The sequence below is a fragment of the Corynebacterium sp. AOP36-E1-14 genome (assembly GCF_052377495.1).
Classification (GTDB): Bacteria; Actinomycetota; Actinomycetes; order Mycobacteriales; family Mycobacteriaceae; genus Corynebacterium.
The window spans coordinates 20,956-39,829 of record NZ_JBQSWV010000003.1; the positions used below are offsets into that span (position 1 = coordinate 20,956).

Genomic DNA, 18,874 nt, shown 5'->3' on the forward strand with positions numbered 1-18,874 from the left:
CGGTTCACTGGGCTGGGGGAGATATGCGGGGACCACCCGGGACCACCCCCGTCGACATGGGCTTTGCACAGCCTCGCCTCACATCAACAATAGTTATGCTCACTAGGCGGGATGCAGGTCGACGAATGTGCGGTGCGCCGGACGGGACGTCCGGCATTCTACCCCCGGCTATAAGCCGAGGGGTAAGTATCATTCACGAAACACTATTCAAACAGGATCGAAAAGTTTATATTGATATCTGTCCAACAGGCCCCGGCCGAGCGGACCGGACGTCTGGGGTCATCCCGTTCGCCGGAAGATTCAGCGGAAGTGGCGGGTGGGACGCCCTCGGACCTCGAACCTGAGGACCGACGCGGCTCTCTCCTCTCGGGGGGAGAAGGAGAGCGCGGCGCCCACCTCCACGACTGCTGACAGGCGGTGTTAGGATGTACCGTTGTGATTGTTACTCAGGACCTCGAGGTGCGCGTGGGGGCACGCACCCTCCTCAATGCCCCCGGCCAACAGCTTCGCGTGCAGCCGGGCGACCGTATCGGCCTCGTCGGCCGCAACGGTGCCGGCAAGACCACGTCGATGCGCATCCTCGCCGGCGAGGGCGAGCCCTACGGCGGCACGGTGACCCGCGCCGGCGAGATCGGATACCTCCCGCAGGACTCCAAGGAGGGCGACATCAACCAGTCCGCCCGCGACCGGGTGCTCTCCGCGCGTGGACTCGACGAGCTGCGTTCCTCGATGGACCGTCAGCAGGAGCTCATGGAGACCGGGACCGACTCCCAGCGCGACGCCGCCATCCTCAAGTACAGCCGGCTGGAGGAGCGCTACTCCGCGCTCGGCGGCTACGAGGCCGACTCCGAGGCCGCCCGGATCTGTGACGGCCTCGGGCTGCCGCAGCGCGTGCTCGACCAGCAGCTCAAGACCCTGTCCGGCGGACAGCGTCGCCGTGTGGAGCTCGCGCAGATCCTCTTCGCCGCCACCTCCGGCTCCGGCCGATCGGCGACCACCCTGCTGCTCGACGAGCCCACCAACCACCTCGACGCCGACTCCATCACCTGGCTGCGCGACTTCCTGCAGCGCCACGAGGGTGGACTGGTCATGATCTCCCACGACGTGGACCTGCTGGCCGCGGTGGTCAACAAGGTCTGGTTCCTCGACGCCGTGCGTGGCGAGGCCGACGTCTACAACATGACGTGGAAGAAGTACCTCGACGCCCGCGCCACCGACGAGGCCCGTCGTCGTCGCGAGAAGGCCAACGCCGAGAAGAAGGCCGGCGCACTGCGCCAGCAGGCCGCGAAGCTGGGTGCGAAGGCCACCAAGGCCGCCGCTGCCAAGCAGATGATCGCCCGTGCCGACCGGATGATCGACGACCTCGACGAGGTCCGTCAGGACGACAAGTACGCCAGCATCTCCTTCCCGGAGCCCGCCCCCTGCGGCAAGACCCCGATGAACGCCACGGGTCTGACGAAGATGTACGGCTCCCTGGAGGTCTTCGCCGGTGTGGACCTGGCGGTGGACCGCGGTTCCCGCGTGGTCGTCCTCGGCTTCAACGGTGCCGGCAAGACGACGCTGCTCAAGCTGTTGGCCGGGGTGGAGCGCACCGACGGCGAGGGCGGCATCGTGTCCGGCTACGGGCTGAAGGTCGGTTACTTCGCCCAGGAGCACGACACCATCGACCCGGACGCCAGCGTGTGGGACAACGCCATCAGCGCCTGCCCCGAAGCCGGCGAGCAGGACCTACGTGGCCTGCTCGGCGCGTTCATGTTCTCCGGCGAGCAGCTCAACCAGCCGGCCGGCACGCTCTCCGGCGGTGAGAAGACCCGCCTGGCCCTGGCCACGCTGGTCAGCTCGCGTGCGAACGTGCTGCTGCTCGACGAGCCGACGAACAACCTCGACCCCCAGTCCCGCGAGCAGGTGCTCAACGCCCTGCGCACCTACACCGGCGCGGTCATCCTGGTCACCCACGACCCGGGCGCGGTCCGTGCCCTGGAACCGGAGCGCGTGATCGTGCTGCCCGACGGCGACGAGGACCTCTGGTCGGATGCCTACATGGATATCGTGGAGCTGGCCTAGCTAGACCCCAGTTGGGCCGTGCCCGTTCCGGCCCAGACGACCTGATGTCATCTGTGTCATGCCCCAGGGCCGATTTCGGCCGTTTCCTGCCCTGAGGCATGGCTCAGATGACATTGGCGTCTTCAGGGACTCCCAGGGCACCCCATGCCTCCCCAGAACCCGCGGACGCGCCGCCTCAGGCGGGCTGCTGCTGCGTGGCGCAGTGGATGCCGCCGCCACCGGCGGCGATGGCGTCGATGTTGAGCTGGACGACCTCACGCTCGGGGAACAACCGACGCAGCAGGTCACGTGCGGCGGTGTCGGTGTCCTCGGCGCCGAACTCCGGCACGATGACGGCGCCGTTGCACAGGTAGAAGTTGATGTAGCCGGCGGCGAAGTCCTCGCTGTCGTACTCCTCGCGCACGCTCGACGGGCTTTCCAGCACCTCCACCTGCAGTTCGCGTCCGGCGGCGTCGGTCGCCCCGCGCAGGATGTCCAGGTGGGTGCGCGTCACGTCGTAGTCGAAGGAGTCTGGGTCGGTCTCCAGGCCGGCCACGACGACGCCGGGCCGGGCGAAGCGGGCGTAGAAGTCGGTGTGCCCGTCGGTGATGTCCATGCCGGCGATGCCGGGCAGCCAGATGACGGTCGTCACGCCGAGCAGTCGCTCGAGCTCCTCCTCGACGTCCTGTTTGGACCAGCCGGGGTTGCGGTTGTCGTTGAGCACGCAGCTCTCGGTGATGATCGCGGTGCCTTCGCCGTCGACCTCCAGTGCGCCGCCCTCCAGGACGAGGTCGGTGCGCAGGTGTTCCACCCCGGCCTCGCCGGTGACGAATCCGGCGACCTCGCGGTCGCTGCGGTGCTCCTGCTTGTCGCCCCAGCCGTTGAAGTTGAAGTCCACTCCGGCACTGACCTCCCCGCCGTCGACCGGGCGCACGAACACCGGGCCGGTGTCACGGACCCAGAGGTCGTCCAGCTCGCAGGCGACGAGGTCCACGCCGGCGGTTCCGGTGAGTTCCCGGGCCAGGTCCATCTCGTGCTCGGGCACGAGCAGGGAGACGGGTTCGAAGGCGGCGATGGCGGTGGCGATGCCGGCGAGGTCGCGTTTCACCCCGGGGGCGAGGTCCCGGCCCCAGATGTCCTTCTCGGCGACGAAGGCCATCCAGGTGCGGGCGTGGCGGTCACCTTCGTCGGGCATGAGCCAGCGACGGGTGTCGTCCGGGTCGACGACGCTCGAGGAGCCGGAGGAGTCGGAGGCACCAGAAGAGTCAGAGGAGCCCAGCCCGCACGAGGCGAGCAGGGCACCTCCGAGCGCAGTGATGGAGGACTGGAGGAAGATCCGGCGGCGCACGATGGGTGTCCCTTAGGGTCGAAGGATGTGGTCAGGGTACTGACCTGCATAAGCCTAGCGCGGGGCACGGATACGGCCGAAACCGTCCGCAGCAGCTTTCGCAGCCGATACCATCGCGGAATGAGGATCACGGACAACACCCAGGGCCCCGGGCGCGCACGGCAGGACGCCATCTACCGCGCGGGCATCGCAGGCCTGCGCCCACAGGTCCCGACGGACGCCGCGGGGCTGGAGCGCGCGGCACGGCGCCGGATGTCGCGCAGGGCGTGGGCGTACGTCAACGGCGGGGCGGGGGAGAACCGCACCGCGGTAAACAACCGGCAGGCCTTCGACAGCTACCGGATCGCGCCACGTATGGCACACGGAATCAAGGAACGTGACTTGTCGACGACGTTGTTCGGCAGGACGCACGCCTCGCCGCTGCTGCTGGCGCCAGTGGGCGCCGGCGCGCTCGTCCACCGCGACGCCGACCTGCGCGTCGCCCGCGCCGCCGGCGCCGCGGGCGTCCCCTACGTGGTCAGCAACCAGGGGTCCTCGCCGCTGGAGGACACCGCCGCCGCCTGGAGATCATCGAGCGGGTCAAGTGAAATTCCTGGACACTGGTTCCAGCTGTACTGGTCGACGGACGAGGAGCTCGTCGACAGTCTCATCGCCCGTGCCGAGGCCAGCGGTGCCGGTGCACTGGTGGTCACCCTCGACACCACGGTGCTCGGCTGGCGTCCGCAGGACCTGAACCTGGGGTCGTTGCCGTTCTCCCGCGGGATGGGCATCAGCCAGTACACCTCGGACAGCCGCTTCCTTGGCATCGTGCGCGACCGGCTGGAACGCGGACTGGCCGGCGGGACCGGCGGGGTGCGCGTCACCCCGGCCGCCGCGGCGTCCTTGCTGTCCATCGCACGCCACCACCCGGGCTCCACGCTGCGCAACCTCGTCGCACCGGAGCCGCGCGCGGCGGTGGAGACCTTCCTCGACGTCTACTCCAACCCGGGGCTGGACTGGGACCTGCTGGCGACGCTGAAGGACCGCACATCGTTGCCGGTGGTGTTCAAGGGCGTCCTGCACCCGGACGACGCCGAGCGTGCCTTCGAGGTCGGTGCGGACGCCGTCGTGGTGTCCAACCACGGGGGACGCCAGGTCGACGGTTCCGTCGCCTCGCTCGACGCACTCGTGGAGATCAGGCAACGGGTCGGCGACGACCGTACCGTCCTGCTCGACTCCGGGGTACGCACGGGACGCGACGTCGCCGTGGCCCTCGCCCTCGGCGCGGACGCCGTCCTGCTGGGCCGTCCCCACCTCTACGGGCTTGCCGTGGCGGGGCAGCGCGGTGTGCGGGAGGTCGTGGACAACGTGCTGGCCGAACTGGACCTGACCATGGCACTGACCGGTGCCCGCGACGTCGCAGGACTACGGGAGCTGGAGCTGCGGCGTGTCTAGGGCTGGTTCCCGGACGCTCAGCGCACCCCGGCGGCGCGCAGCGCGGCCCCGATCTGGTTGAGCGAGAGGTTCGTGGTGACCGTGGAGGAGGCCGCGACGGTGTCGTGGTCGCCGGCGAGGTAACGCACCACCGTCCAGCCGTTGGAGTACTCCGGTTCGAAGACGTCCACCGGGTTCGGCGCGCTGACCAGGTCGTGCGGCGTGCCGGCGTGGTCGGCGAGGGCCTGGAAGGGTGCGGTGGTCACGGTGAAGACCGGTGAGCCGTCGGTGGGGTGGACCTCCAAGAGCGCCCGGAACCAGTACCGGTTGTCCTGGTTGGCGCCCTGGCTGTTCGCCCGCCCGTGGGTGACCAGGCGGTCGACCCACACCGCGCCGACGCGGGCCGGGGCGAAGCGAAGCCACCCGTTGCGCCATGCCGCGGCCAGCGCGAGCAGGCGTCGCCGACGACTGCGTGCGGTGACCAGCGACAGTCCCGCCAGTCCTGCACCCAGCAGGATCAGCACCACGCCCACACCCGTGCCCGAGACCGAGCCGGCGCCGAGCAGCAGCACGCCCACCAGGACCACCGCCACCGCGCAGGCCACCAGCACCAGCTGGGCCGTGGCCAGACCGAACAGGCGGGCCCCGGCGACCGGCATCGTGCCGTTGGCCGACAGCGCGTCGGTCACGGCCTCGTAGTCGGACGGGAAGGGGCAGGCGGTGCCGAAGCGTCCTGCACCGTAGCCGTCCTCGACGAGCCCGCCGGGGTCGGCGATGGTCGTGGCGCTACGCGCGTGGGTGAAGATCCGGGGCACGTCGACGGTCACCGCCTCTCAGTTACGGAAGCCGTGGACGGGGGCGGGGATGTAGCCGCCGCGGGAGATGAACTCCGCGGCGTCCACCGTGCTGACCGGCATGACGGGCGCGTGGCCCAGCAGGCCGCCGAAGTCGACGTCGTCGCCGGGGGAAGAGCCCACCGCAGGCACGACGCGGACGGCCGTGGTCTTGTGGTTCATCACGCCGATGGCCGCCTCGTCGGCGATCATGCCGGCGATGGAGGACGCCGGGGTGTCGCCCGGGATGGCGATCATGTCCAGACCCACCGAACAGATGGCGGTCATCGCCTCGAGCTTCTCGATGGTCAGGTTCCCGGCACGCACCGCGTCGATCATGCCGGCGTCCTCGGAGACCGGGATGAAGGAGCCGGAGAGCCCGCCGACGCGCGAGCAGGCCATCATGCCGCCCTTCTTCACCGCGTCGTTGAGCAGGGCGAGAGCGGCGGTGGTGCCGTGCCCGCCGACCTGACCCAGGCCCATGTGCTCCAGGATGTGGGCGACGGAGTCACCGATGTCGGCCGTCGGGGCCAGCGAGAGGTCCACGATGCCGAAGGGCACGCCCAGACGCTCCGCGGCCATCGTGCCCACGAGCTGGCCGGTGCGGGTCACCTTGAACGCCGCGCGCTTGATCTCCTCGGCGATCTCGTCGAGCCGGGCCTCCGGGCCCAGGGCGGCGACCGCGCGGTCCACGACGCCGGGGCCGGAGACGCCGACGCTGATCACGCAGTCCGGCTCCTCGATGCCGTGGAAGGCACCGGCCATGAAGGGGTTGTCGCCTACCGAGTTGGCGAAGACGACGAGCTTGGCGCAGGCGATCGAACTGCGGTCGGCGGTGGCCTCGGCGCAGTCCTTGACGACCTGGCCCATCTCACGCACCGCGTTCATGTTGATGCCCGCGCGTGAGGACGCGATGTTGACCGACGAGCAGACGACGTCCGTCTCGCTCAGCGCCTCCGGGATGGAGCGGATCAGCCGCTTGTCGCCGGAGGAACCGCCCTTCTCCACGAGGGCGGAGTAGCCGCCGATGAAGTTCACGCCCACGGCGACCGCGGCACGGTCGAGCGCGCGGGCGATGTCCACCGGGTCACAGCCGGGCACCGCGGAGGACACCAGGGCCACCGGGGTGACCGAGATGCGCTTGTTCACGATCGGGATGCCGAGCTCCTCCTCGATGCCGGAACACACCGGGACGAGGTGCTCGGCACGCGAGGTCACCAGGTCGTAGACCGCCTCACAGGTGGCCTCCGGCGTCGCCCGGACGGCGGGCAGGAGGTTGATCCCCATGGTCACCGTGCGGATGTCGAGACGGTAGCGCTGGATCATCTCGATGGTCTCGAGGATCGAGGACGAGGGCAGGAATGCAGTCATGGTGTCCCGGAACCTCAGATCTCGTGCATCGCGTCGAAGATGGCCTGGGACTGGATCGTGATGACCAGCTTCTCCCGCTGTTCCACCTCGCTCATCCGCGCGTTGACCTCGGTGACCGACAGGTCCTCGGGGAGTTCGACGTGCAGGATCATCGTGAACCAGTCGTCCATGATGGTCTGGGAGACGTTGCGGATGTTGATCTGCAGGTCAGCACATGCGGTAGACACGGCTGCGATGATTCCGGTGTGGTCTCGCCCGGTAACGGTCATGATCGCGATCATGAGACACCATGCTACTTGCCGGACGCGACGAGGCACCCACCGGGCCAGGGGGTCTGGCCGGTGGGTGCCTCGGGCGCATTCACGCACGCACACTCACGCGCTGTCGCGGACCTCCGCGGAACGCAGGGACTGCTCGACGATGTCGAGCGCCTCCGGGAGGAGCCCGCTCTCGCGGTCGGACACCAGGTGCGCCATCACGCCCTCGAGTACGAGCTCCAGGAGCTGCAGCGTGGTGGCCGTGGAGATGTCGGTGCGCAGCCGACCGGACTCCCGTTGCTCCTCGAGGCGTTCGGTGACCGCCCCTCGCAGCGCGTTCTGGTCGGCCTCCCACACGCCCCGGAGTTCGTCGTCGAGCCGGATCCGTCGGGTGATCTCCACCCGCAGGCCCCACCACTCGGCGAGTTCGGGGTCCTCCAGGAGGTACCTGATCAGGCCGATCATTCCCCGGTTTCCGGCGAGGTCGGTCATGCGCACCATGTCGCGGTGGGCGACCTCACGGAAGAGGGTCTCCTTGTTGCGGAAGTGGTGGAAGATGGCTCCCCGGGACTTCCCGGTCTCCTTCTCCAGGCGTGACACCGTCGCCCCGTCGTAACCGTAGGTCACGAAGCAGGTCCTGGCTGCGCGGAGGATGTCGGTGCGCCGTTCTGAGAGATCAGTTTCACTGACCTTGGGCATGGACGGGCACCCCTCTCCGGTACACGTCCGCCCGCCTCACGGAGTCCGCGGGGCGGGCGGGGATGGACTACGGGACTAGCCGGACTAGCTGTTTTCCATCATGTTGCGCAGGACGAACTGCAGGATGCCGCCGTTGCGGTAGTACGCGGCCTCACCGGGGGTGTCGATACGGGTGACGGCGTCGAACTCGACGACGTTGCCGTCCTCCTTGGTGGCGGTCACGTGGACGGAGTCCGGGGTGGTGCCCTCGTTCAGGGCCTCGATGCCGGCCAGGTCGAAGGTCTCGGTGCCGTCCAGGCCCAGGGACTTCCAGGACTCGCCCTCCGGGAACTGCAGCGGGATGACACCCATGCCGACCAGGTTGGAGCGGTGGATGCGCTCGAAGCTCTCGGCGATGACGGCCTTGACGCCCAGCAGCAGGGTGCCCTTGGCGGCCCAGTCACGCGAGGAACCGGTGCCGTACTCCTTGCCGCCGAGGACGACCAGCGGGGTCTCCTGCTCGCGGTAGTTGACGGAGGCGTCGTAGATGAACGACTGCGGGCCACCCTCCTGGGTGAAGTCGCGGGTGTAGCCGCCGGTCACGCCGTCGAGCAGCTGGTTCTGCAGACGGATGTTGGCGAAGGTACCGCGGACCATGACCTCGTGGTTGCCACGACGGGCACCCAGCGAGTTGTAGTCCTTGCGCTCGACGCCCTTGGAGTCCAGGTACTGGGCTGCCGGGGTGCCGGGCTTGATGGAGGACGCCGGGGAGATGTGGTCGGTGGTGACCGAGTCGCCCAGCAGCGCCAGGACGCGGGCGCCGCTGACGTCGGAGACGGGGCCCGGGGTGGGCTCCATGCCGTCGAAGTACGGTGCCTTGCGGATGTACGAGGAGGCGTCGTCCCAGGCGAAGGTCTTGCCCTCCGGCACGGGCAGGGACTGCCAGCGCTCGTCGCCCTTGAAGACGTCGGCGTAGTCCTCGGAGTAGAGCTCCTTGGTGATCGAGGACTTGATGACCGACTCGATCTCCTCGGTGGCCGGCCAGATGTCGCGCAGGAAGACGTCGTTGCCGTCGTTGTCCTGGCCCAGCGGCTGGGTCTCGAAGTCGAAGTCCATGGTGCCGGCGATGGCGTAGGCGATCACGAGGATCGGGGACGCCAGGTAGTTCATCTTGATGTCGGGGGAGATACGTCCCTCGAAGTTACGGTTACCGGACAGCACGGCGGTGGCGGCGAGGTCGGCCTCGTTGATGCCCTCGGAGATGGCCTCCGGCAGGGGACCGGAGTTACCGATGCAGGTGGTGCAGCCGTAACCCACGAGGTAGAAGCCCATGGCCTCGAGGTCCTTCCACAGGTCGGCCTTCTCGAAGTAGCCGGTGACGACCTGGGAGCCGGGGGCGATGGAGGTCTTGACCCACGGTGCGGAGTGCAGGCCGAGTGCCGCGGCCTTGCGGGCCAGCAGGCCGGCGCCGACCATGACGGAGGGGTTCGAGGTGTTGGTGCAGGACGTGATCGACGCGATGCCGACCATGCCGTGGTCCAGGACCATGTCCTTGCCGTCGTAGTTGATCTCGATCGGGTTGGACGGACGGCCCTCGTTGCCGGTGGCTGCGGACGGCAGGTTGCCCTTGGCGTCCGCGGCGGTGGCCGGGTTGCCGGTGTGGCCGCCGACGTTGCCGCCTTCGGCGACGAAGTTCTGGGCGTCGGCGTTGCCGGAGTTGCTGTCGGCGTAGTTGTGCAGGTCCTTACGGAACTGTGCCTTGGAGTCGGAGAGCTCGATGCGGTCCTGGGGACGCTTCGGGCCGGCGATGGAGGGCACGACGGTGGAGAGGTCGAGCTCGAGGTACTCGGAGTACTCGGCGTCGTTCTCCGGGTCGAGCCACATGCCCTGCTCCTTGGCGTAGGCCTCGACGCGGTCCAGGGTCTCCTGGTCGCGACCGGTCAGCGCCAGGTAGTCGACGGTCTCCTTGTCGATGGGGAACATCGCGGCGGTGGAGCCGAACTCCGGGGACATGTTGCCGATGGTGGCACGGTTGGCGAGCGGCAGCTCGGCGACACCCTTGCCGTAGAACTCGACGAACTTGCCGACCACGCCGTGCTGGCGCAGCATGTCGGTGATGGTCAGCACCACGTCGGTGGCGGTGACGCCCACGGGGATCTCACCGGAGAGCTTGAAGCCGACGACGCGGGGGATGAGCATGGAGATCGGCTGGCCGAGCATCGCCGCCTCGGCCTCGATGCCGCCGACGCCCCAGCCCAGGATGCCCAGGCCGTTCTCCATCGTGGTGTGGGAGTCGGTACCGACGCAGGTGTCGGGGTAGGCCATGCCGTCCTTGTCGAAGATCGACCGGGCCAGGTACTCGATGTTGACCTGGTGGACGATGCCGGTTCCGGGAGGCACGACGCGGAAGTTGTCGAAGGCGCCGGTGGCCCAACGCAGGAGCTTGTAACGCTCCTCGTTGCGCTGGTACTCGATGGCCACGTTCTGCTCGAGGGCGTTCTCGTCACCGAACGCCTCGATGATGACCGAGTGGTCGATGACCATCTCGGCCGGGTTCAGCGGGTTGACCTGGTCGGCGTCGCCGCCGAGGGCCACGACCGCGTCGCGGATGGTGGCGAGGTCGACCACGCAGGCCACACCGGTGAAGTCCTGCATGACCACACGTGCCGGGGTGAACTGGATCTCGATGCTCGGGTCGGCGGACGGGTCCCAGTTGGCGATGGCCTGGATGTGCTCACTGGTGACGTTCGCGCCGTCCTCGTTGCGGAGAAGGTTCTCTCCGAGGACCTTCAGCGAGTAGGGCAGCTTCTCCATACCCGGGACCGCGCTCAGGCGGTACATCTTGTAGGACCGGTCACCGACCTCCAGAGTCCCCTCTGCTCCAAAAGAATTCTTGCTGTCAGTCACGGCAGTACTCCTGAATCTCTTCTCGTTATCGTCGTCAGTTGTGTTGACGTTCGTCTGACGTCATCCCGCGGCGCGGACCTCACGGACCTCGTCTGGACCTGGTCCCCGGCACCGGGCACGATGGTGCCGTCGCGGACTACCACCATTGTGTCAGCAGTTGTCGCGGATTCCGTCGGAACTACTATAACAGTACGACCGTAATGCTACATAACCGCAGGACGTAGAGATTTATGCGTCCCAACCCCGCGTGTCGGCACCCCCGGACGGCGGGGTCAGGTGCTAGAAATCTATACAGTCAGATAACAAACCCACCCACCTCCAGCGAAATGAGCACGCCGTGGACTTCGAGAACGTCGACCTGCAGGCGGTCCTCGACGACATCGCCGAGACCGGGTACTCGACCTCCCAGGCGGGGGAGCAGCCGTCCGCCTCGGACCTGGCCGGCTACCGGGACCTCGCCGACGACGGCGTGGGGGTCGTGGTCGTCGACACCGACGCACTCCAGTCCACGGACCTGCGCAATCTGGCGCAGACCGTGAAGGACTCCGGCGAGGCGGGCGCGGAGGCGTCGACGGTCGTCGTCAGCGCCCCGAACAACACCCAGGTCGTCAGCGACGTGATGTCGCGCTACCAGATCGAGTCGACCCAGGGCGAGCTCCACGGCTCGACGGGACCGCAGGACGTGGCCGCGTTCCTGTCTTCCGCCGAGGACGCCCAGCCGGCGTTCTCCTGGATCTACGTCCTGGCCGTCGCGGGCGTCCTGCTCGCGGTCGCAGCCACCGCCGTGTTCGCCCGCATCACCTACCGCCGCTGAGCGGAAGCCCGGAGAGCGCCCCCGTGGCGCCCAGACAGTTCTGCAGTTAGAAGCTAGCGCGAGCCATCATAAATAGGGGCGGGGAGCCGCGCGAATACACTAGTCAAGGCACTGGGATTGTCTATGCTCAAGTCAAGGTTCAGAGTTTGAGTTGACCTCGGGGGATCATTGCAACGGGACACGCCGAAGCCACCATCTTTGTGACAAAGATCACATTTAAGGAACTGGCCTCTGTGGCCGCAGGTCAAGGCATTCAGCGTGACAAGTGTGCCTGCTGATTCTTATGTGGTTAGTGGGATTCGGGTTTCGCATGGGTCCGGAGTGGCTTACGGTTCAGTTGTCGTCAATTGGTAACGATCCGATATCGGAACGAGACCTGTTCGTGACATTTCCGGCGGTGATCAACCGGGCCGCCGGAACCTGGGCCCGGGCCCTGGACCACCTCGCGGGGAAGCGCGGTGGACAGGTGGCCGAGACAGGCTGACGTCAAGAACGACGACTTGACCGTAATGACCGGTACGCCATTGCAAGGAGAGACTCACCGTGGCACTTAGGCTGAACACCCGCGGCACCGTCCGCAGGTCGACCGTCCGGTCCACTCGGGCGCTGCTGTCCTTCGCGGTGGCCGCAGGACTCGCTGTCCCCGCCGCCACTGCCGTCGCCGCCCCGTCCGACAGCTCATCGAGCGCTGAAGACCAGACCGCCGAGGCCTACCTCGCCGACCTCGTTGGCACCGTCTCCTCGACAGAGGGTGAGGTGTCTTCACTGGAACTCGAGCTCGGTGGGCTCCGTGAGTCGGTGAACAAGGCTCGCGTCGACGTGGACCGGAGCCAGCGCGCCGCCCAGGAGGCACAGGACAACGTCACCGAGGCGCGTAGCCGTCTCGACGGATCCGACTCCGAGGTCAAGGACGCGCAGTCCACCCTCGACGAGCTGGCCCGCTCCGCATACACCCGCGGCGGCGACTCGGCCCCGATCGCACTGGCCTCCGGGTCGGACGCGACGGGCGACACGATCGACCGCGCGACCTACATGCGGATGGCCGCCGAGAAGCAGCAGGCCGACATCGACAAGCTCGACCTCGCGCGCACCCAGGCCGCCAACGAGGAGTCCTCGTTGCGCGTCTCCCGCGATGACGCCGACGGTCTCGTCACCGCGGCCCGTGACGCACACTCCGCCGCGGAGAAGGCGTTCACCGACGCACAGTCGACGATCTCCGCGAAGTCCGCGGAACTCGAGCGCGTCAAGAACACCCTGTCCGATGCGCAGTCGCGTCTGGCTGCCGCGAAGAAGGCCGTGGACAAGGTCTCCGAGAACGCCGCCGCCAGCTCCTTCGACAAGCGCCGCGCCGCCGAGGCGGCCGCCGACGGTATCGAGTCGACGCCCGCCGTCGACACGAAGGTCGACGTCGACGACGGCAACGGTGAGAGCGACGAGGTCGCCGGTCCGACCGCTGACGAGGCGACCGACGAGGCGACCGACGAAGTCACCGAGGACACCACGGACGAGGCCACCGGTGAGGACGCGGTGACCGAGGAGCCGCTCGACGACCAGCTCGTCGACGACACCGAGGCCGACGAGGCCGACGACGCCGCCGACACCGGTGAGGTGCCCGAGGTCGACGAGATCCCGGGGAGCTTCGACGGCAGCACCGAGGGTGACGCCTTGAGGCAGGCCGCGATCGACGGACTCGTCGGCGCGGCGGGCGATGCCGCGTACGCCGGCATCAGCTCCCACCTCTCCGGCGACCCCGACGGGGCTCTCGAGGCTGCGACGAACGCCGGCCGTGAGTCGGCCGCCAACGCCTACGCAAACCTGCCTGAAGGTACCGAAGGCACCGAGGGCGTCGAGGACACCGAAGGCGTCGAGGGTGTCGAGGGCACCGAAGGCGAGGAGGGCGTCCTGCCGGAGGTCAACCCCGGTGAGGGTGAGGAGCCTGCGGAGCCGGACTCCTCCGGTACCAGCGAGGAGCAGATCGAGCGCGTCATCGAGCGCGGCATGGGCCAGCTGGGCGTGACCTACGCCTGGGGCGGCGGCAACGCCGACGGTCCCACCATGGGTGTGCGTGACGGTGGCGTCGCCGACTCCCACGGCGACTACTCCAAGGTCGGTTTCGACTGCTCCGGTCTGATGGTCTACTCCTTCGCCGCGGCCGGCATCCAGCTGGAGAAGTACTCGGGCTACCAGTACACCTCCGGAAACCAGGTCCCGGTCGGCGACGCCAAGCGTGGCGACATGCTCTTCTGGGGTGTGGGCGGCAGCTCCCACGTGGCCCTGTACCTGGGCGACGGGACGATGCTCGAGGCACCGCAGTCCGGCGACGTGGTCAAGGTCTCGCCGGTCCGTTGGGACGGGATCGAGCCGATGGCCGTGCGCATGATCGAGTAGCGCACCCGGGGCCACGGCGGCCCCGTCACACCGACATCACCGCAGGAGTTCACGCATCGCGTGGTCGACTGCGGTGATTCTCGCTGTGCGCACCGCCCCGGACAGCGGCAGCAGCTGCGGGTCGAGTTCGGCGCCGTGGTCGGTCGCGCGGGTGACCTCGATGACGGAGGCGACGACGTCGGCACGGGCCATGAGCTTCTCCGCCCGCGGCGAGACCCCGGGCGGCAGTCCGGGCAGACCGAAGAAGTCGGTCAGGGCGCCGACCGCCAGGCGCGGGGAGTGGTGACGGATCCCGGTCGTGCCGGACGCCTCGACGAGTGCGGCCGCGGCCTCCGTGGCCTCGCGCAGCCGGGTGTCCGCCTCGCCGGGGCCGTAGAACTCGCCGGCGCGCACGCGGCCTTCGCACCGGTACCACACCCACTGCACCAGCGAGTTGTCCACGACCGTGGGCACGACGACATGGGTGACCAGCGGGTCGGCGTCGGCGACGCTGATACCGGCACCGGCGCGTGACACCGCGGCCGCCCCGCGGCTTCCCGCGGGCAGGGCCGGCGGGTCGCCGGGACCGGCGAGGACGAGTCCGACGAGGGGACGCGAGGACAGCTCGACGGGGACGTCACGGGTGACCTCGCGCACGGCGTGCAGCAGGTCGACCAGGCCGGTGGCACGGTCGTCGAAGCGTCCGGCGAAGGGGTCGTCGCCGCCGGGGTCGACGGTCAGGGAGTGCGCCGGGCCCTGGACGTCCTGGAACGCGTCGATGACGTCGTCGGCGGAGACGAGGCCGTGCAGCCACCATCCCAGCCAGACGGTGGTGTTCTGCACCGGGGACCACAGTTGTTCGCGCAGCGGGGTGGCCCGCCTCGTGCCGGTGGCGTCACCGGCGGGGTTTCTTGACGACATTGCACCTAGCCTAGAGTTGGAGCCCATGAGCTTCAACGACAGGTACGGCCGTGACATCCTCGGGGGTTCCGGAGACGGGCAGGGGGCGGCCGGGGGGCACCGTTCCCGCCAGGCCCCGCCGGCACCGGAAATGCCCGCGAAGCCGGGCACCGTCGTCGAGGTCGCCGACGGGGGCTGGGTCGGCGCCGTCGTCGGTTTCGAGAAGACCTACGACGGGCAGTTCGTCCGGCTGGAGGACCGGCACGGCCGCGACCGTCTGTTCAAGTTGCGTCCCGGGGGCTTCCTCGTCGACGGTCGGCCGGTCACCCTCACCCGCTACGTGGCCCCGTCGCAGACGCCGCAGGACCAGCAGCGCTCGAACTCCGGGTCGCGCAGGGTCAGGGACGTGCGCGCCAAGGTCGCGGCCCCCTCGCGGATCTGGGTGGAGGGGTTGCACGACGCCGCCATCGTCGAGCAGGTGTGGGGCCACGACCTGCGCGTGGAGGGGGTCGTGGTGGAATTCATCGAGGGACTCGACAACCTGCCCGCCATGCTCGAGGAGTTCCGCCCGGGCCCCGGCAGGCGGGTCGGAGTGCTCGCCGACCACCTGGTGGAGGGGTCGAAGGAGACCCGGCTGACCCAGGGTCTCGGACCGGACGTGATGGTGACCGGACACCCGTACATCGACATCTGGGAGGCGGTGAAACCGGCGACCGTCGGCATCCGGGCCTGGCCGAAGGTTCCCTACGGGGAGGACTGGAAGACCGGCGTGTGCCAGCGGCTGGGGTGGGGCACGCCGACCGAGGGGTGGCGGCACGTGTACTCCAAGGTGCGGACGTTCCGGGATCTCGACGCCACCCTCATCGGGGCCGTCGAACGTCTCGTGGACTTCGTCACGGAACCCGGGAACCCCGCGAACTGATATTCTGCGGGCATGGGCCCGATTATCTGGTTGATTGCAGCGGCCGTCCTCGCGGTCGGCGAATTCCTGGTCATGGACTTCACGTTGCTGATGCTCGCGGTCGCCGCCCTGACCACCGCCGGGGTCGCCGTCGTGGACATCCCGGTGTGGGCGGAGGTCGGTGTCTTCGGGGCCACCTCCGCGGCCACGCTGCTGCTGTTGCGCCCGGTGCTTCGGCGCCGCTACATCGCGCAGGGCGAGGTCCGGGAGTTCACCACCAAGGAGCTCGAGGGGCAGCCGGCGCAGGTCCTGACCGACGTCACCTCCGAGAACTCGTCGGGCCAGGTGCGCATCGCCGGCGAGATCTGGTCAGCCCGGGCGGCACACCCCGGGTCCTCATTCAGTGAAGGGGACCGTGTGCAGGTCGTCTCCATTGACGGCACCACAGCCGTGGTGTGGAAAGGAGTGTGACCCGTGGAGATGATCTCGATCCTTCTGATCCTCCTCGTCATCCTCGTCGCAGTAGCCCTGTTCAAGTCCGTGGCCTTGATCCCACAGGGGGAGGCTGCGGTCATCGAGCGACTCGGCCGCTACACCAGGACGGTGTCCGGCGGGCTGACGATCCTCGTGCCGTTCATCGACCGGGTCCGCGACCGGGTGGACACCCGTGAGCAGGTCGTGTCGTTCCCTCCCCAGGCCGTGATCACCCAGGACAACCTGACCGTGGCCATCGACATCGTCGTGACCTTCCAGATCAACGACGCCGCGCGGGCGATCTACGGTGTCAACGACTACATCATCGGCGTCGAGCAGATCTCCGTGGCCACGCTGCGTGACGTCGTCGGCGGCATGACGCTGGAGGAGACGCTGACCTCCCGTGACGTGATCAACCGTCGGCTGCGCGGCGAGCTGGACGCCGCCACCACCCGCTGGGGCCTGCGCATCAGCCGCGTGGAGCTCAAGGCCATCGACCCGCCGCCCTCCATCCAGCAGTCCATGGAGATGCAGATGAAGGCGGACCGTGAGAAGCGTGCGATGATCCTCACCGCCGAGGGCCAGCGCGAGTCGGACATCAAGACCGCCGAGGGTAAGAAGCAGGCCCGGATCCTCGGTGCCGAGGGTGACAAGCACGCCCAGATCCTCTCCGCAGAGGCCGAGCGACAGGCTCGCATGCTGCTGGCCGAGGGTGAGCGTGCCGCGAAGTACCTCGAGGCGCAGGGCCAGGCGAAGGCGATCCAGAAGGTCACCGCCGCCATCAAGTCCTCCCAGGTCACCCCGGAGGTGCTGTCCTACCAGTACCTGGAGAAGCTCCCGGAGATGGCGCAGGGCGACGCGAACAAGGTGTGGATGCTGCCGATGCAGTTCGGCGACTCCCTGGAGCAGTTCGCGAAGGCCTTCGCGAACAAGGACGAGGACGGCACCTTCCGCTACGAGCCGACCCCGGTCGACGAGTCCTTCCGCGACGTCGCCAACGAGACGACCTCGGAGAACTGGTTCAACACCGAGTCCGCCCCCGAGATCGCCAAGGCCGTGGCCGAGGCCAATGCGGTGGCCAACCGCTCGGTCGACGAACCGACCGACGTGCCCACCCCGTCACCTGCGTCCCCGTCCGCCACCTCCTCATCCGCCTCCTCCGCGGCGACCGAGGAGGCGGCGGCGATCACCCGAGGGGAAGAGTCTCCGTCCTGGCCAACATATGGACAGCCAGAAGCCAACCAGCCTGCTCAGCCTGCCACCCCGCAGCAGAAAGACGCTGAGACATAGCCTGTTTCGAGATGCCCAGCATCTCCGCCGCCTCACTCTGCAGGTGGCCCTGCCGGACCAGAGCCGTCGCCTCCCGCCCTTCGGCGGTGCGGCGGTTCAGTACGTGGGAGACCAGGGTGAACGCCGCGGCGATGTCCCCGGCCACGTCCGCGCCACGCCCCACCGCCTGCACGCCACCGGGACCGGCCTGCTCGACCCTCGCACGGATCATGCCGGCACGCCGGGAACCCCGCACCGCCCGGCCGGACGCCGCCACGAGCTGGTCGCGCAGCACGGCGTCCGACGCGTCCTCCCGCCCGTCCGCCTCTCCGTCCCCGCCGACCACGGCGCCGATCCCGATGGCGAAGTCGCCGGCCTGGATGAGGTTCATCACGACGCCCGAGGCACTGTCCGCGTCGTCGGCGAGGACGGCGAGTTCACCGGGCCCCAGGACCCGGACGTCGACGACGTTGTGGGCGTTGCCCAGGGCGTCGGCGACCTGTCGGACGTAGTCGGCCCGCCGGAGTGACGTTCCGCGGTATGTGGCGTGGACGGAGTACATGCCCGCCACCCTACATGTGTGTCTACTGTCAGGGCTTGACCGGCCCGGTCCCCGCCGCCGCGAGTTCGGCCCGCACGCCGCGCAACGCACCGACGGTGAGCGCCAGGCCCACCACGGCGAGCACCACGCTGAGCAGCAGGAACCACGGTTCACCACCGCCGGCCAGCGTGTCCGCGGAGACTACGAGGGCGACGGTGAGCGGGGCGGAGCCCACCACGGTCGCCAGCACACAGGACACCAGCGGGATGCGGCTCAGCCCGCAGGCGTAGTTCAGCAGGCTGAAGGGGGCCAGGGGGACCATGCGCAGCCCGAGGACCGCGAGCCAGCCACGGGCCTCCAGGGCCCGCTGCAGGGCGTGCACGCGCGGCATGGTCTCGGCACGACGCACGGCCGGGCCGCCGATCCAGCGTACGAGGAGCAGCGACAGCGTCACCGACAGGGCCATGCCGGTGAGTGCCAGCACACTGCCGACGAGGGGGCCGAAGAGCACGCCGGCGGACACCGTCCAGATGGTGCGGGGGACAGGCAGCTGGGTGGCGCCGACCATCAGGGCCAGGAAGGTCACCCACGCGACGCTCCCGCTGTTCTCCACGGTGGTGCGCACGGAGTCGAGGTCCGGGGTGGGCAGGAGCACGGCCGCGACCACGACGGCGATCCCCAGAGCCACGAGCCCGGCGAAGGGGAGCAGGTGGTCTCTGGACATGTCGGGTACGCCTTCGCGAGGGTCAGTTGAAACG

Annotated in this window: 16 protein-coding genes; 7 read left to right on the plus strand and 9 right to left on the minus strand. The window is 68.8% G+C overall.

Annotation, left to right across the window (positions count from 1 at the left end; translation table 11 throughout):
- The first annotated feature begins 435 nt into the window (after positions 1-435).
- Complete coding sequence (locus ACT3TD_RS02105) at positions 436-2,064, plus strand: ABC-F family ATP-binding cassette domain-containing protein (protein WP_301442669.1); 1,629 nt, start codon at positions 436-438, stop codon at positions 2,062-2,064.
- Between the two features lie 175 nt (positions 2,065-2,239).
- Here ACT3TD_RS02105 and ACT3TD_RS02110 read toward each other — a convergent pair whose 3' ends face one another.
- Entirely contained in the window at positions 2,240-3,394 is a 1,155-nt protein-coding gene (locus ACT3TD_RS02110; RefSeq protein WP_301442677.1) for an agmatine deiminase family protein, read from the minus strand.
- Between the two features lie 117 nt (positions 3,395-3,511).
- Between ACT3TD_RS02110 and ACT3TD_RS02115 the strand changes: the two genes are divergently transcribed.
- Positions 3,512-4,825 carry an alpha-hydroxy-acid oxidizing protein gene (locus ACT3TD_RS02115; protein ID WP_301442668.1) on the plus strand — a complete coding sequence of 438 codons (1,314 nt, stop codon included), beginning with the start codon at positions 3,512-3,514 and terminating at the stop codon, positions 4,823-4,825.
- Positions 4,826-4,842: 17 nt separating this feature from the next.
- Here the strand turns inward: ACT3TD_RS02115 and ACT3TD_RS02120 are convergent, their stop codons facing one another.
- The 5 genes from ACT3TD_RS02120 to acnA all read right to left on the minus strand — a co-directional run bounded on the left by ACT3TD_RS02120 (position 4,843) and on the right by acnA (position 10,850).
- Positions 4,843-5,631, minus strand: coding sequence for a hypothetical protein (locus tag ACT3TD_RS02120; protein WP_301442667.1), 789 nt, complete (start codon positions 5,629-5,631; stop codon positions 4,843-4,845).
- 6 nt (positions 5,632-5,637) lie between these two features.
- The gene (locus ACT3TD_RS02125) at positions 5,638-7,008 is read right to left on the minus strand and encodes a PFL family protein (RefSeq protein WP_301442666.1); all 1,371 of its coding nucleotides are present in this window, start codon (positions 7,006-7,008) and stop codon (positions 5,638-5,640) included.
- A 14-nt stretch (positions 7,009-7,022) separates the two neighbouring features.
- Positions 7,023-7,289 carry an ACT domain-containing protein gene (locus tag ACT3TD_RS02130; protein ID WP_301442665.1) on the minus strand — a complete coding sequence of 89 codons (267 nt, stop codon included), beginning with the start codon at positions 7,287-7,289 and terminating at the stop codon, positions 7,023-7,025.
- Positions 7,290-7,382: 93 nt separating this feature from the next.
- Positions 7,383-7,964 carry a TetR/AcrR family transcriptional regulator gene (locus ACT3TD_RS02135; RefSeq protein ID WP_301442664.1) on the minus strand — a complete coding sequence of 194 codons (582 nt, stop codon included), beginning with the start codon at positions 7,962-7,964 and terminating at the stop codon, positions 7,383-7,385.
- A gap of 84 nt (positions 7,965-8,048) precedes the next feature.
- Complete coding sequence (gene acnA, locus ACT3TD_RS02140; protein WP_441579648.1) at positions 8,049-10,850, minus strand: aconitate hydratase AcnA; 2,802 nt, start codon at positions 10,848-10,850, stop codon at positions 8,049-8,051.
- A gap of 337 nt (positions 10,851-11,187) precedes the next feature.
- Between acnA and ACT3TD_RS02145 the strand changes: the two genes are divergently transcribed.
- Positions 11,188-11,664, plus strand: a complete 477-nt coding sequence (locus ACT3TD_RS02145) for an Rv1476 family membrane protein (protein WP_301443783.1) — start codon at positions 11,188-11,190, stop codon at positions 11,662-11,664.
- A gap of 543 nt (positions 11,665-12,207) precedes the next feature.
- Positions 12,208-14,052, plus strand: a complete 1,845-nt coding sequence (locus ACT3TD_RS02150; protein WP_441579647.1) for a DIP1281 family NlpC/P60 protein — start codon at positions 12,208-12,210, stop codon at positions 14,050-14,052.
- 36 nt (positions 14,053-14,088) lie between these two features.
- On the opposite strand, the gene ACT3TD_RS02155 is transcribed toward ACT3TD_RS02150, so the two are convergent.
- Entirely contained in the window at positions 14,089-14,952 is an 864-nt protein-coding gene (locus ACT3TD_RS02155; protein WP_301444201.1) for a hypothetical protein, read from the minus strand.
- A gap of 25 nt (positions 14,953-14,977) precedes the next feature.
- Between ACT3TD_RS02155 and ACT3TD_RS02160 the strand changes: the two genes are divergently transcribed.
- From ACT3TD_RS02160 to ACT3TD_RS02170, 3 genes are read left to right on the plus strand one after another with little or no spacing between them, the layout of a single operon-like run.
- Positions 14,978-15,853, plus strand: coding sequence for a DUF3097 domain-containing protein (locus tag ACT3TD_RS02160; RefSeq protein ID WP_441579423.1), 876 nt, complete (start codon positions 14,978-14,980; stop codon positions 15,851-15,853).
- Positions 15,854-15,865: 12 nt separating this feature from the next.
- Positions 15,866-16,303, plus strand: coding sequence for an NfeD family protein (locus ACT3TD_RS02165; protein WP_301442560.1), 438 nt, complete (start codon positions 15,866-15,868; stop codon positions 16,301-16,303).
- A gap of 9 nt (positions 16,304-16,312) precedes the next feature.
- Positions 16,313-17,596 (plus strand): SPFH domain-containing protein, encoded by a 1,284-nt coding sequence (locus ACT3TD_RS02170; RefSeq protein ID WP_301442561.1) that lies wholly within the window; start codon positions 16,313-16,315, stop codon positions 17,594-17,596.
- Here the strand turns inward: ACT3TD_RS02170 and ACT3TD_RS02175 are convergent.
- Positions 17,493-18,137 carry a DNA-binding protein gene (locus ACT3TD_RS02175; RefSeq protein ID WP_301442562.1) on the minus strand — a complete coding sequence of 215 codons (645 nt, stop codon included), beginning with the start codon at positions 18,135-18,137 and terminating at the stop codon, positions 17,493-17,495. The two genes, ACT3TD_RS02170 and ACT3TD_RS02175, sit on opposite strands and share 104 nt — an antisense overlap.
- Before the next feature lie 28 nt (positions 18,138-18,165).
- Complete coding sequence (locus tag ACT3TD_RS02180; RefSeq protein ID WP_444614827.1) at positions 18,166-18,840, minus strand: TVP38/TMEM64 family protein; 675 nt, start codon at positions 18,838-18,840, stop codon at positions 18,166-18,168.
- Between the last annotated feature and the right edge of the window lie 34 nt (positions 18,841-18,874).